This is a genomic window from Saccharopolyspora sp. NPDC002578 (assembly GCF_053592695.1).
Genome location: NZ_JBSFWJ010000023.1, coordinates 67,098 through 81,395 on the forward strand (window position 1 = coordinate 67,098; position 14,298 = coordinate 81,395).

The following is a 14,298-nucleotide window of genomic DNA, read 5'->3' on the forward strand; positions in this document are numbered from 1 at the left end:
CTTCAGCAGGACCCAGGGCGTTCCGGTTCGTCCGTGACCAACCGGATACGAACCCGTTGGCACGAGTTCGACCAAACCCTTCACTCCCGCGTGGTCGGTGCGGCCATACTAGGGGCGCTCTTCGGCCGGGCGGGCCGCTTTCGGCGAGAAAAGCCGCACTTGGCCGGATCGAGGCGCAGAAGGACCCAAATGCAAGGACCTAGGAAGTAGGGGGCCTCAGTGGCGACCGGGACCACGGTGTTCAGCCGCGTGACAGTGGTGGCGCCGAATACTCGCATCGACTTGGCGCTGCCCGCCGACGTCGCGGTGGCGGACTTGCTGCCGATGCTGCTGGACATGGCCCGCGAGGGCAGCGTCGACGGCGGTTCGCGACACGGCGGCTGGTGCCTGGCGAAGCTCGGCGACGAGCCGTTGGACAACAGCCAGACGCTGGCGTCGCTGGGCATCGTGGACGGTGATCTGCTCCAGCTGCGGCGTCGTTCGGACAATCCGCCCCCGCCCCTGTACGACGACGTCGTGGACGCGCTCGCGGAGGCCGAGCCGGGCAGCTACCGGCCGTGGACGAAGGAGACGGCGGCCAAGATCGGGCACACCGCGGGCGTGCTCGGGCTCGTCGCCGCGGCGGCGTCGTTAGGGCTCGCCGGCCAGTTCGGCGGCATCCTGTTCCACGTCATCACCGCGATCGTCGCGGTCGTGGTGGCGGTGTTCGCCACCGGCATCGGCTCGGTCGTGACGCGCGCCTACGGCGCCGCGACGACCGGCACCGTGATCGCCGGGGCGGGCGCGTTGCCGATGGCCTTCGTGGCCGGGCTCAACGCGGTCCCCGGCAACGACCTGCGTCCGGCGCTGCTGCTGGCCAGCGCGCTGGTCCTGATCTTCGCCGCGATCTCGCTGATGGTGATCGGCACCGGCATCGTGACGTTCATCGCCGCGGCCACCGTGTCGGCGTTCGCGGTGCTCGCGTTCATCGCCACGCTCCTGCTGCCCAGCGGTGCCAGCGCCGCCGGTGTCGCGGCGGGCGCGGGGGCCGTCGGGCTCGCCGGGATCTCGCTGCTGCCGAGGCTGACCATCCAGCTCGCGAAGCTGCCGCTGCCGCACGTGCCGGGCAACGCCGACGACCTCAAGGAGGACGAGGGCTTCCCGGACTACCGCATGATCGAGCGCCGCACCGGCCTCGCCCACCAGTACATGACCGGCCTGATCATCGGCTGCGGCCTCACCGCCGCGCTCGGCGCGATCCTCGCCGTGACCGTCCCCGGCGGCGGGGTCTGGGGCGCGCTGTACGCGATCGTCGTCGCCGCGGTGCTGCTGCTGCGCGGGCGCAACTACGCCAACGGCAGCCAGGCCGTGGCGCTGCTGCTCAACGGCCTGCTCGCCGCCGTCGGCGTGGCTGCCGGGCTGCTGGTGCAGACCGCGCTGATGCCGGTGGCCGTGGCGTGGGTGTTCCCGCCGCTGGTGCTGCTCGGCGTGCTGGCGCTGGTGTTCGGCGTGGTGTTCCCGAACCGCCGGTTCTCCCCGGTGCAGCGCCGCACGGTGGACATCCTGGAGGCGGTGCTGATCGCGCTGGTGCTGCCGCTCGCGCTCGGCGTCATGGATCTGTACATGACCATCCGCGACCTCAACATCTCTCTCTGAGGGCGAATTCGATGCGCTTCAACTCGCGTGGCGGGAAGCTGCGGTGCGGCCTGGCGTTGATCTCCGTGCTCGGCCTGACCGCGCTGGGCCCCGCCCAGCCGGCCATGGCCGATGAAGTGGAGTTCCAGCCGCCGCCGCTGTCCCCGGCGACTCCGCCGTCCGGTCCGCTGTCGGTGAGCGGCAACTTCGAGCCGACCCAGGGCTGCATGCAGGCCAACACCAGCGGTTCCTCCGTCGAGGAGAAGCCGTGGAGCCAGCTCGTGCTCGGCTTCGAGCAGGCCCACGAGGAGGGTCTGACCGGCGCGGGCAAGACGGTCGGCGTGATCGACACCGGGGTGAACCCGCATCCTCGGCTCAACCTCAACGGTGGCGGCGGCAGCGCCGTGCCGGACGGCGGGGCGAACTCGGACTGCGACGGCCACGGCACCGTGGTGGCCGGGATCATCGCCGCCTCGGAGGACCCCAGCACCGGTTTCGTCGGGGTGGCGCCGCAGTCGACGATCATGTCGCTGCGCCAGTCGTCCTCGCTGTTCCAGGACAAGGCGCAGAACAAGACGATCGGCGACACCCGGACGATGGCGCAGGCCATCCAGTACGCGGCCGATCAGAACGTCGACGTCATCAACATCTCGCAGTCGTCGTGCCAGTCGATGGCCGCGGCGATGGCCGACGGCGGCGGCTACAACAACCTGCTCTACAACGCCGTCAAGAACGCCTACGACAAGAAGATCGTCATCGTGGCGGCGGCGGGCAACACGCAGGACAGCTGCCAGAAGAACCCCAGCGGCAACCCGACGACGGCCGTGCTGCCCGCGTGGTTCGACGAGTACGTGCTGACGGTCGGTTCGATCGGGCAGCAGGGGCAGCCGTCGGAGTTCACCGTTCCCGGCCCGTGGGTGGACGTCGCGGCACCGGGCGAGGACCTCGCCGCGCTCGACCCCGGCAGGGGCGGCTCGGGCGTGGTCAACCAGCTCGCCACCGGTCCGCAGGGCGAGCCGGGGCCGATCCAGGGGACCAGCTTCGCCGCGCCCTACGTGTCCGGGCTGGCGGTGCTGATCAAGGAGAAGTTCCCCGAGCTGTCGGCCAAGGAGGTCATGGATCGGATCGAGAAGACCACGCTGAGCCCCGGCGGCCCGAACGGGCGCAACGACATCGTCGGGTACGGCATGATCGATCCGATGGCGGCGCTGAGCGACGTCGTGCCCGCCGAGCACGGCAAGCAGCCCGCACCGGCCAAGCCTGCCCGGCTCGGTGCGGACGCCATCCCGCAGACCGACTGGGCCGCGATGACGATCGCGGTAGGCGGCTCGCTCGGCGGCATCGGCGCGGTCCTGTTCACCGCGTTCCTGCTCAACGCCGTGCGCACCGTCCGCGCTCGCCGCGCGGGCGACGACGAGGACTGAGCCCGCGAACGACGAAGGCCCGGCGGAGTCCCCTCGGACTCCCCCGGGCCTTTTCGCGTCCGCAGCCGGACTCCCGCCCGATGTCACGGTGTGGACGATTCCGCCAATTTCGCGAGAAATTGAACCACCCGGACGAGGCGAACCGCCCGATCCCGCCCCGCACACCCCCTCCTGAACAGCCAGAACAGTTGTCCACAGGGGGTGTACGACACGCTGGTCCCGTTCAATTTCTCGCGAAATCGCGGGACTACGGGTGCTTCTCCTGCTGCTTCTTCTTGGTGTCGCCGAGGACGGGTTCGGCCGCGGGCGCCGGGGTGCCGAACAGCTCGGACGGGTCCGCTTTGGCGCGGGGGCGCTTCGGGCGGCGTTGGCCGCCGCCCGCACCCGCTCCGGCCATGCCCGCCATCGGCATCATGCCGCCGACCATGCCGCCACCGGCCATCGCGCCGCCGGTGGCCGCCGCCGCGGGACCGGCCGCGGGGACGGCGTCGGCGCCGTTCGTGGCGTCCGGATCATCGGCCTGCGCGGAGACCGTGGCGGCGGGATCGTCGGCCTGGGCTGGAACGGCGGTGTCCGGTTCGTCGGCCTGCGCTGGAATCGTGGCGGCCGGTTCGTCGGCTTGTGCGGCGACCGTCACGGCCGGAGTGGGGTCCGCCGAGTCGCCGGGCGCCGGTTCCGCAGCGGTACCGGTCCCGAAGTCCGTCCACAACGGACTTCCCGACACCGCGGCGAGGTCGGGTGCGGACGGCAGCGCGTCCTCCTGCTCGGCGCAGAACCGGCCGAAGGCGGCCATCGTCTCGGTGACGGACTCCGCCAGCCCGGCGGCGGGGCGCCGGATCCGCATGAGGTGTTCGCGAGCCGCCGGCAGGTCGGAATCCGGTTCGCGCAGCGCCGCGTGCACCGGCCCGGCCACCGAAGCGATGAGCTCCCGCATCTCCCGGCCCAGCACCCGCAACGACTCGGCCACGCCGTCGAGCTCGTCGGCCAGCGCGGTCACGGCGACCGCCAGCTCGCCGCCGCGCGCGCCGATCCGGCGCACCTGCGCGACGAACGCGTCGGAGTCCGCCCCGTCCCAGCAGCCGTCGATGCCGCTGACCTGATCGGACACCAGGGACATGCTCGGGTGCAGCACGGACGCCGCCGCCCGCCAGGACTCGGCGGCGGGTCGCAGCTGCTCCCCCGCCCCGGTGGCGACGGCGAACTCGGGCCCGAACGGGTCGGGCACTTCGAGGATTCCGATGGCCTGGCGCAGGAATTCCAGCTGCACCAACACGTCCTGCCGGTCGATCTCGAACGCGGGCTCGGCGGGCGGCGCGGCCTCGGCGACCGGCGGCTCGACCGGAACCACCGGGTCGCCTTCCGCGTCCGCGGGCTCCGATCGCACCGCCGCGCGAACCGTCCACAAGTCGTTCGACTGCAACATCCCGGAGTCCCCCGGGTCCGCCGACGCCATCACGCCTCCCCCTCGCGACCCAGCTCTGCGGCGTGGTCCTCGTCGTCGGCCTCGTGCCGCGCGAGCACCGCGGCGAGCTCGTCGCCCGCGTCCGCTACGGCGTGCGCGGTCCCGAAGATCCGCTGCCGCAACGCCCCGACGAGCCGGTCGTAGGGCTCCGCGGCCGCCGCGCCCCAGGCGCCGAAATCGGCACCGCTCGGCGCCGCGCCCCGTTCCCGGCCGGCTTCCCCGACCGCGGATCCGGCCGCCCGCAACGCTTCCGCGTGCCGCGCCAGCTCGTCGGTCTCGATCCGGATCCCCGCCATCCGGCACCTCCCAGTAGTCGTCGTCCCCGGCCCCGAGGGCCGGAAAGCGGTCCGCCCGCAGATCCGAGTGGACCTGCGGGCGGACGCACCATCCCTGGGACGGGAACCGAGGCGCAACGGTTCCCCCTACGAATCAGCTACCGGTCGCGGAACTCCCGGACTGCTGCTGGGCCTGGGGATTCGGCGGCGGTCGGTTCACCCCGCCCGGCGGCACCGGGACGGAGTCGTAGACGTAGCTCGCCTGCGCCGGGTCGAGCAGGTCGCCCTTGGGCAACGTGCGCAGAATCCCCGACGGACCCGCCTGCAGCCCGACCGGACTGTTGATCACGCCGAGCCCCTGCGCGGTCGCGGCGTCCTTGATGCCGTAGATCACGCCCTGGTCGGAGACCAGGTACAGCGGGCCCGAGTCGGAACCGGCCTCGTTGGACGCTCCCCGCACGACCGCGGCCTTGCCCGCGGGCATGAAGAAGTAGTCCACCTTCGGCCCGGTCCCGTCGTGCTGGGCCAGCTTCACCGGGGCGGTCTTCGCGGGCGACTTCTCGCCCGTGGTGACCGTGATGTGGTGCTGCCCGTTGATGTTGCGCCAGCTCACGCAGGACGTCGCCGCCTGCTGGAAGTTCAGCGGCTTCGGGACCACCGTCGGGAACGCGTCCATGTCGAGCTTCTGCGTGTCCGCCGTCGGCGCCTCCGTGATGGTGCCCGTGGAGTTCGGGATCTCCTGGCTGCCGCGCTTGCTGGCGTGCAGCACCGCCGCCGCACCAGGGCTGATCTCCTGCTTGCCCTCGGGCAGCAGCGCGTAGAACTTCTCCGGCGCACCGGCGACGGTCTGCTTGACCACATCGCCCGAGTCGTACGGGTTCTGCATGTAGCCGACCGGACCGCTCGGAGCCTCCGGGATCTGCAGCGCGGGCGCGTCCGGCACGGAGTTCAGCATGTTCGTGCTGATCGTGCGCGGGGTCTGCCCGTTGAGCCCGTAGATGTCCATCACGGCCTGCTCGGAGCGGTCCACCTGGGCCTTGACGGCCTTCGTGTTCGGACGGCCCGGCAGGTTCTCGACCCGGTAGATCAAGTACTCCTGCCCGGAACTGGCGTCCTGCACGAACAGCGACTCGTCCGGCGCCAGTTCGGTGCCGTGGTCGGCATCGCCGCCGATGACCGTGGTCTCCACCTTGGTCGACCGCTGCGCCTGGTCCGCGTCGACGTTGTCCCGGACCTGGCCGACATCGCAGATCGCCCACGCGGGCTCGGCGATGTTGCCGGGATCCGGCAGGTAGTTGGGGGCGTTGACCATGCCGGTGCGGGGACCGCGCGGGAAGTCGGCCAGCGCCGACTCCTTCACGGTGGTCGCCTGCACGGCCTGACCGCCCTGGCCGCCGCCTTGCGCCATCACCAGGAGCTTCGCCGACGCCATGTTCAGCATCGGGATCAGCCGCTTCTGCGCCGCGTCGTCGGCGGTGACGACGTACACGCTGCCGCTCTCCTTGCCGACGACGATCGACCCCGGATCCGGAACCGAGCCCTTCCCGCCGAACAGGCCCCAGACCAGGAACCCGATCAGCCCGATACAGGCGAGGATGGCGCCGGCGACGGTCGCGCGCTTATGCGAGCCCATCGGATCGTGCAGCATCACCGCGTCTTTGCGCACCAGCGCCGATTCCATGCGGCGAAGGACGAACTGATACGCCTGAACCTGTGACTTCGTTGTGGGTGTTGATGCCATTCTTCGCCTACAGCTCTCCCGTCCGAGGTACGGTTCCGCAGGATAGCCGTAGAGAGGCGCCGCACGGGTCCGGTTCGATGGAACCCTTCCGCATTCTCTGGGAACGGCTGCCGAATGACCTGGTTGGCGCACCTACCGCGTGCGCACTACCTGCGAGGGGAAGAGACCGAACGGATGTCCGTCAGTACGCAACATCCGGCCCAGCCGAACGCCTCCGGTACCGGCGGTGCTCGTACGCGCATCCGAGCGCGTCGGCGCACCATCGGGGCCAGCCTCGGGGCGATGCCGGTGGCCAACATCGTCGTCATCGAGGTCGGCCTGGCGCTCGGCCTGATCCTCGTGTTGCTCAACGAGATGCTGTGGCCGGTGGCCGCGGGCGTCGCCGCGCTCGCGCTGATCATCGCGCTGCTGCGCAGGCGCGGGCGCTGGTTCACCCAGTGGTTCGGCCTCGTCCTGGACTACCGCACCCGCAGCCACACCCGCCGTTCCGTGCCGCCGTCGGACGACGTCAGCGAGTTCGCCGAGGACAAGAACGGCGACGGCATCATCGGTCCGGATGAGAACCACCGGGTGGCGCTGCTGCGCATCCTGGTGGAGGACCTCGTCGTCGCCCGCGGCCAGGACCACGACCGCAATCCCGTCGGATTGTCCTGGCACAACGGCAAATGGACCGCGGTGCTGATGGTCGACCCGACGCCGCCGCTGCTCAACCCCGCCAACTCCGCGCCGAACCTGCCGCTCGGAGTGCTCACTCCGTGCTTGGAGGACCGGGGCGTGGTGCTCGACGCGATCCAGGTGATCTGGCACTGCTACCCGGGCAGCACCGCGCTGATGCCCGACTCGCCCGCGCTGAACTCCTACTTGGAGCTGATGGGCAATTCCTCCGCCGCCGCGCGTCGCACCACGTGGGTCGCGGTGCGGCTGGATCCGCAGACCTGCGCGAAGGCCATCGGGGAACGCGGCGGCGGCATCATCGGCGCGCACCGGGCGCTGATCGGCGCGCTGTCCCGGGTGCGCAACGCGCTCGCGGGGCAGGGCATCGTGACCCGGCCGCTGGACCCGGACGAACTGCTGCAGGCCGGGGTCGCCTCCGCCGAGCTGCAGGACGCGCTCGGCACCCAGCGCCCGATCGGCTTGAAGGAGCGGTGGAGCGGCGTCACCGCGGACCGCTTCAGCCACTCCAGCTACGCGATCACCGGCTGGCCGAACCACATGAGCGAGAGCATCAACGCGCTCACCGGGGTCCGGGGGCGCTCCACGAGCATCGCGCTGTCCATCGCACCGACCGGTGAGGACGGTGAGGTCGGGCTGCGCGGCCTGGTCCGGATCAGCGCGCGGAGCCCGGAGGCGCTCGGCACCGCCGACCACCAGCTGCGCAACATCAGCAACAAGCTCAACCTCACGCTCACCCCGCTGCGCGGGATGCAGCTGGCCGGGCTGACCGGAACGCTTCCGCTGGGAGGTGCGGCATGAGCCGGACCCGCACGCTCGACACTCCGGGCAACAGCACCGGTACCGCCCCGGAATTCCTGGTGCGGCCCGAGATGCTCGACCTGGTCGCCCCGCCCGGGGACCGCGGCGGCATGATCATCGGGGCGGGGCCGAACCGCGAACCGATGACGGCGTCGATCCTGCGTCCCGAACCGACGCGCCTGGTCACCGTCGGCGGCCTGTACCTGGCCCGGCAGATCGCGCTGCGCGCCATCGCCGCCGGCGCCTGGGTGCACGTGGCGACGGGGCGGCCCGCGGCGTGGCGGGCGGTGGAGCAGGCCGCCGGGCGCACCCCGGACGGCAAGCCCGCACCGGTGTTCAGCTTCCGCAGGCTCGCGCCGTACGACCTGCCGCGCGGCAGCGAGGACGCACCGCTGCTGATCATCCACGACGGCGGCGCGGTGCCGCAGGAGATGTTCGCGCCGCGCACCCCGTGGCAGACCACGATGTACGTGCTGCCCTACCTGCACCCGCAGGCGGGCAGCGGGACCGCGGCGAACGCCGCCGACCTGATCCTGCTGCAGCGGTTGCCGTTGCAGCAGGCGCAGCTGGCGGCCCGGTTCTGGTACTTCGAGCCGCAGCGCCGGCAGCAGCAGATCCAGCAGCTCACGCAGCTCTCGGACGACAGCGTGATCGCGCTCGGCGACATGATGTGGCGGCCGATCACCCTGGTCAGCGGCGCAAAGGAACGCGAGATCCTCGGTCCCATCCGCCGCGGCGACTGAGTCCACACCGCACCGCAGCACGGCCCGCGCCTCCGCGAAGGAGAGCGCGGGCCGTTCTTCGTTGCGGGGCAACGCTGCGCGCCTGCCAGCGGCGACCCAGCACGCGGGTCGGCCACCGGCGGGTTCTCAGCGGTTCCTAGTGCGGACGGCTTCCTCGTTCGGAGCACCGGTCTTCACGTCGAGGTCTTGATCTCGCCGTAGCGGGCGAGGGCTTCCTGGCGTTCCACCCCGTGCTCGACCATCGGCGGCGGGTACCCGTTCGGCGGGCCCTCCGGCAGGGTCCACGGCTGGTGGGTCCGCTTCGCGTCGAGACCGCGCAGCTCCGGGACGTGCTCGCGGACGTAGCTCCCGTCCGGGTCGAACTTCGTTCCCTGCGTGATCGGGTTGAAGATCCGGAAGTACGGGGAGGCGTCGGTGCCCGAACCGGCCGCCCACTGCCAGCCGTGCTGGTTCGACGCGAGGTCCCCGTCGACGAGGTGCCGCATGAAGTGCCGCGCACCCCACCACCACGGCAGGTGCAGGTCCTTGACCAGGAAGCTCGCCACCACCATCCGCACCCGGTTGTGCATCCAGCCCACCGCGAGCAGCTGCCGCATCCCCGCGTCGACGATCGGGAAACCGGTGCGGCCCGCGCACCAGTCCTCGAACCGCTCCCACGCGTCGTCACCGGTGTCCAGCCGCATCCGGTCGAACCGGGTGTCGAAGTTGTGCCGCGCGCTGCCCGGCCAGTTCCACAGCACGTCGGCGTAGAACTCGCGGAACACCAGCTCGTCGCGGTAGCTGCTCGCGCCGTCGCCGGTGCTGCCGTCCAGATCGGCGAGCAGGGTGCGCGGATGCACGCAGCCCCACCGCAGGTACGGGGACATGCGGCTGGTGCCCGCGCGGTCCGGGCGGTCCCGGTCCCCGTCGTAGCCGGTGAGCGCGGAGTCGCGGAAGTCGTCCCAGCGCTCCAGCGCGGCCCGCTCCCCCGCGGGCGGCAGCACGGTCCCGCCCAGGTCCTCGTCCTCGGGGATACCGGCGGCGCGCACCTTCCGCGGCAGCAGCCAGTCCACCGCGGACTCGTCGGTGTCCGCGGGAGCCGGCCTGCCGTGCTCTTCCCAGGCTCGCCGGAACGGCGTGAACACCTTGTAGGCGGTGCCGTCGCGCTTGGTGATCCGCCCCGGCGTGACCGCGTACGGCGAACCGGTGACGACCCAGTCGACCCCCAACGCGGCCCGGACCCGCTCGTCGCGTTCCCGGCCGTAGGGCCCGGCGTCCGCCGAGACGTGCACGGAGTCGGCGCCGACCTCCGCGACCAGCTCGGGCAGCACCTCCGTCGGGTCTCCGCGCAGCACCAGCAGCCGGCCGCCGATGCTCGCGTCGAGCTCCCGCAGGCAGCGGTACAGGAAGGTGCGCCGAACCGGGCCGGACGGCGCGAGCAGCGCCTCGTCCAGCACGAACACCCCGATCACCCGGCGACCGCCGTCCCCGGCCGCCGCCAACGCCGGATGGTCGCGGACCCGAAGGTCACGCCGGAACCACAGGATCGCGGGTGCGCTCATGCCCGCCGACCCTACGCACCGCGTCGGGACGTGGCCGGGCACGAGTCGGCCCCGGGACCGGCTGGGGAGCCGGGCACCGGGGCCTGGACGGAACGAGCGGGCCGATACCCGCCGCGGCCGGAGCCGCTAGGACGATTCAGCTTTCGATTCAGCTCCGCCGAAGACGAGTCCCGTCGAGCCCGCACGGCTCGCGGGGCGCGCCCGCCGGCGGCGCGGGCTCAGCGCTCGCCGATGGACCGGTAGGAGCGCTCCGCCTCGCCGGTGTAGACCTGGCGCGGGCGGCTGATCTTGCGGGCCGGGTCCTCCAGCATCTCCCGCCAGTGCGCGATCCAGCCGGGAAGGCGGCCGAGCGCGAACAGGACGGTGAAGTACTTCGTCGGGAAGCCCATCGCCTTGTAGATCAGGCCGGTGTAGAAGTCGACGTTCGGGTAGAGCTTGCGCTCGACGAAGTAGTCGTCGGCCAGCGCCTTCTCCTCCAGCTTGAGCGCGATCTCCAGCAGCGGGTCGTTCGCGCCGAGCTTGCCCAGCACCTCGTCCGCGGTCTTCTTGATGATCGCGGCGCGCGGGTCGTAGTTCTTGTAGACCCGGTGCCCGAAGCCCATCAGCTTGACGCCGGGCTCCTTGTTCTTCACGCGCTCGACGAACGAGTCGACGTCGCCGCCGTTGGCGTGGATGCCTTCCAGCATCTCCAGCACCGCGCTGTTCGCGCCGCCGTGCAGCGGGCCGAACAGGGCGTTGATGCCCGCGGAGATCGAGGCGAACAGGTTCGCCTCCGAGGAGCCCACCATGCGCACCGTGGACGTGGAGCAGTTCTGCTCGTGGTCGGCGTGCAGGATGAACAGCAGGTCGAGGGCGCGGGTCAGCGCCGGGTCGACCTCGTAGGGCTCGGCGGGGAACCCGAAGGTCATCCGCAGGAAGTTCTCCACCAGGCCCAGCGAGTTGTCCGGGTACAGGAACGGCTGGCCGACGGACTTCTTGTAGGCGTAGGCCGCGATGGTGGGCAGCTTCGCCAGCAGGCGCACCGTGGAGAGCTCGACCTGGTTCTGGTCGAACGGGTCCAGGCTGTCCTGGTAGAAGGTCGACAAGGCGGAGACCGCCGACGACAGCACCGGCATCGGGTGCGCGTCGCGGGGGAAGCCGTCGAAGAACTGCTTGAGGTCCTCGTGCAGCAGGGTGTGCCGCTGGATGCGGTCGGCGAACTCGTCGTACTGCGCCTGCGTGGGCAGCTCGCCGTAGATCAGCAGGTAGCTGACCTCGATGAAGTTCGACTTGGCGGCCAGCTCTTCGATCGGGTAGCCGCGGTAGCGCAGGATGCCCGCGTCACCGTCGATGTAGGTGATGTCGGACTTGCAGGCCGCGGTGTTGACGAAACCCGGATCGAGCGTCACCAAACCGGTCTGCGACAGCAGCTTCCCGAGATCAACACCGGCGGAGCCTTCGGTCGGCTCCGTCACCTGCATTTCGTGCTCGCCACCGTCGTAGCGCAGCGCGACGGTACGTTTGGCGGTCGCGTCGTCGGGCATTCGGGAACCTCTCGCGCTCGTGATGGGGGCTGGCGCTCCGCCGACGACTGCGCACTTCCCGGCACCGCAGTGCTCGAGCAGCGTGGTCGGTCGCGCGCGTGCGCCGGTCGGGGGTTTCCGGACCGCCGCAGCACCACCCCGTTGGGGTCCTGTCACGTGCCACGCTAGACCGCTCCAGGCCCCTCGCGCAGCAATCGTGTTAGCCCTTTTGGGCAGGTGGGACCACGATCACATCACCGATCAGCCCGGACGCCGGGTGCCCGGCACCCGACTGCCGCAACCGGCCCTCCGGCGCTGCTCCTCCGGCGCAGCCGCGGCGCGGACCGGTGATCCACCGCCCCGCACCCGCGTCCGGAATGCCCGAACCGCAGGCCCCGGCGCTCCCGGGCGCGGCGGAGCTGCCCGCGGAGAACGCCGGGGCCTGCGGTTGCGGGCCGGTGTCAGACGAGTTCGGCGGAGGTGGGAGGTTCCGCTCCGGGACGGGAGACGGTGATGGCCGCCGCGCGGGCGGCGAAGCCGAGCGCCTCGCGCCACTGGTCGTGGGTCAGGCCGCGCACCGCCTCCGGGGAGAGCGCGTCGGCGCGGTGCAGCCAGGCGAGCAGCGCCGCGTGCACCGTGTCCCCGGCGCCGATGGTGTCGGCGACCTGGGCGCGCACGCCGGGCACCTCGACGAGCTCACCGTCCCCGACCAGTGCCGCGAGCCCGTCCGCGCCCTTGGTGAGCACCAGGCCCGCCGGTCCGGCCTGCTGCCAGCGGCGCAGCGCCGACTGCAGGTCCTCGTCCCCGGCCAGCCACTCCGCGTCCTCCACCGACAGCTTCAGCAGGTGCACCGACGGCAACCAGCTCTCGAAGCGCTTGCGGTAGGCGGCGGGGTCGGCGATCAGGTCGGCGCGGATGTTCGGGTCCAGCGCCACGAACCGGCCGCGCTCGGCCTCCCGGAACAGCACCGCCTCGTAGGTGGTCGCGCCCGGCTCCAGCACCATGCCGAGCGTGCCGAACGAGACCGCGGTGACCTCGTCGGACAGCGGTCCGGGGTCGGCCACGAAGCGCGCGGCGGTCCCCTCCGTGTGGAAGCTGTAGCGCGCGGAGCCGTCCTCGCTGAGGCCGACCACGGCCAGCGTCGTCGGCTCCGGCCCGCGCCGGACGAGGTCCGTGCTCACCCCGGAGTCGACCAGCCGCTCCAGCAGCTTGTCGCCGAACTGGTCGGTGGACAGGGTGGCGTGGAAACCGGCGGGCACGTCGAGCCTGCCCAGTGCGATCGCCACGTTGTACGGGCCGCCCCCGAGGCGGGGGTGCAGCGGCCCCAGTTCGCCGCCTGCCGTGGCGGAGTCCGGGACGAGGTCGACGAGGGCCTCTCCACCGATGACGATCACGATTCCTCCGTGCTGGGTGCTGACGTGCTGAACTTCCGTTCCGGCCGGGGCCGGACACCGCGCCCGCGGCATCGCCGCCGGCCGGTCGGGGATCACGGACCAGTGTGCTCCGCGACAAGTGGGGTGATCCGTGAATCGTCGGCGACCGGTTCGAACAGGCCGCCCATCAGGAACTGGGACAGTTCGGCGAAGGCCTCCGCGTCGGTGAGGCCGGTGCGTTCGGCGATCTCGCCGCGCTGGATGGCGCCGATGGTGCCGCTGACCATTTCGGCGACGAACGCGGCGTGGACCTCGCGGAACACGCCGTCGCGGACGCCGTCGCGGATGTAGCGGCGCATGTTCTCGGCGGCGGCGCGGGCGTTGGCCTGGTAGGTCGCGCTGGTGGCGGCGTTGGCGGCCATGTCGGCGATGAACCGCCGCGACGCCGGGCGCAGCTGTTCGGCGGCGGCGTCGAGGTAGGCGCGCATCCGGGCGCGCACATCGGTGACCTCGGCGACGGAGCGCTCGATCCCGGCGGTGGCGTTCTTGAAGAACTGCCCGACGACCCGGACCGCGAGCTGCTCCTTGCTGCCCGCGAGCGTGTAGAGCGTCGACTTCGAGCAGTGCAGGCGGGCGGCCAGGTCGTCGAGGGTGAAGCGGGCGAACCCCTCCTCCAGGAACAGCGCGCACAACCGGTCGAGCAGGTCGGCGCGGCGTTGTTCCTGGGTGCGCGCGGTGCCGCGGCGGGCCGCTCCGGCGGTCGCCTGGTCGGCGCGCGCGGCCGGGTCGGGGGCGTTCATGCGCACGAGACTGCCACAGCGCGGGACCTCGGTGGGTCTCCGGGCCTGGCGCGAAACGGACATCGACAGTACTCTGACGAGTCCTGCAGTACTGCTATCAGTACCGTTGATCCATCCCGGTGTTCGCGACCCGCGGACCCGTTCGACGCGAACCACCACCCCGGCTCGCCTCCCACCTCGGTTCCGCCCAAGGAGCGCCACCATGGCCGTCGACCGCCTCTTGCCCAGCCAGGAAGCCACCGACCTGCTCGAGCTGACCGCGGAGATCGCCCGCGACGAGCTCGCCCCCGCCGCCGCGAGCGCCGAAGAGCAGGAGCGCTTCCCGCGCAAGGCGTTCCAGCTGCTCGGCG

Annotated in this window: 11 protein-coding genes; 4 read left to right on the plus strand and 7 right to left on the minus strand. The window is 71.6% G+C overall.

All coding sequences use genetic code 11. From position 1 onward, the window contains the following. The first annotated feature begins 219 nt into the window (after positions 1 to 219). Positions 220 to 1,635: a type VII secretion integral membrane protein EccD gene (gene eccD / locus ACWD38_RS14005; RefSeq protein WP_184483157.1), complete on the plus strand. Its 1,416-nt coding sequence runs from the start codon at positions 220 to 222 to the stop codon at positions 1,633 to 1,635. An 11-nt stretch (positions 1,636 to 1,646) separates the two neighbouring features. Then, positions 1,647 to 3,038: a type VII secretion-associated serine protease mycosin gene (gene mycP, locus ACWD38_RS14010; RefSeq protein ID WP_184483159.1), complete on the plus strand. Its 1,392-nt coding sequence runs from the start codon at positions 1,647 to 1,649 to the stop codon at positions 3,036 to 3,038. 247 nt (positions 3,039 to 3,285) lie between these two features. Here the strand turns inward: mycP and ACWD38_RS14015 are convergent, their stop codons facing one another. From ACWD38_RS14015 to eccB, 3 genes are all read right to left on the minus strand, one after another. Continuing rightward, positions 3,286 to 4,491, minus strand: coding sequence for a WXG100 family type VII secretion target (locus ACWD38_RS14015; RefSeq protein ID WP_450124179.1), 1,206 nt, complete (start codon positions 4,489 to 4,491; stop codon positions 3,286 to 3,288). Further along, positions 4,491 to 4,796 (minus strand): hypothetical protein, encoded by a 306-nt coding sequence (locus tag ACWD38_RS14020; RefSeq protein WP_184483163.1) that lies wholly within the window; start codon positions 4,794 to 4,796, stop codon positions 4,491 to 4,493. The genes ACWD38_RS14015 and ACWD38_RS14020 overlap by 1 nt, the downstream gene beginning before the upstream one ends. A gap of 133 nt (positions 4,797 to 4,929) precedes the next feature. Further along, positions 4,930 to 6,516, minus strand: a complete 1,587-nt coding sequence (gene eccB, locus ACWD38_RS14025) for a type VII secretion protein EccB (protein WP_184483165.1) — start codon at positions 6,514 to 6,516, stop codon at positions 4,930 to 4,932. A 174-nt stretch (positions 6,517 to 6,690) separates the two neighbouring features. Between eccB and eccE the strand changes: the two genes are divergently transcribed. Both eccE and ACWD38_RS14035 read left to right on the plus strand, forming a co-directional pair. Continuing rightward, entirely contained in the window at positions 6,691 to 7,989 is a 1,299-nt protein-coding gene (gene eccE, locus ACWD38_RS14030) for a type VII secretion protein EccE (protein ID WP_450124180.1), read from the plus strand. Then, positions 7,986 to 8,732, plus strand: coding sequence for a hypothetical protein (locus ACWD38_RS14035; protein ID WP_184483169.1), 747 nt, complete (start codon positions 7,986 to 7,988; stop codon positions 8,730 to 8,732). Before eccE ends, ACWD38_RS14035 begins: the two co-directional genes overlap by 4 nt. Before the next feature lie 173 nt (positions 8,733 to 8,905). Here ACWD38_RS14035 and ACWD38_RS14040 read toward each other — a convergent pair whose 3' ends face one another. From ACWD38_RS14040 to ACWD38_RS14055, 4 genes are all read right to left on the minus strand, one after another. Further along, positions 8,906 to 10,273, minus strand: coding sequence for a cryptochrome/photolyase family protein (locus ACWD38_RS14040; protein WP_184483171.1), 1,368 nt, complete (start codon positions 10,271 to 10,273; stop codon positions 8,906 to 8,908). Positions 10,274 to 10,491: 218 nt separating this feature from the next. Then, the gene (locus ACWD38_RS14045) at positions 10,492 to 11,796 is read right to left on the minus strand and encodes a citrate synthase (RefSeq protein ID WP_184483173.1); all 1,305 of its coding nucleotides are present in this window, start codon (positions 11,794 to 11,796) and stop codon (positions 10,492 to 10,494) included. Between the two features lie 440 nt (positions 11,797 to 12,236). Then, on the minus strand, positions 12,237 to 13,169 hold the full coding sequence (locus ACWD38_RS14050) for a carbohydrate kinase family protein (protein ID WP_450124181.1): 933 nt from the start codon (positions 13,167 to 13,169) through the stop codon (positions 12,237 to 12,239). A 92-nt stretch (positions 13,170 to 13,261) separates the two neighbouring features. Then, positions 13,262 to 13,948, minus strand: coding sequence for a TetR/AcrR family transcriptional regulator (locus tag ACWD38_RS14055; RefSeq protein ID WP_184483177.1), 687 nt, complete (start codon positions 13,946 to 13,948; stop codon positions 13,262 to 13,264). Positions 13,949 to 14,298: the final 350 nt, after the last annotated feature.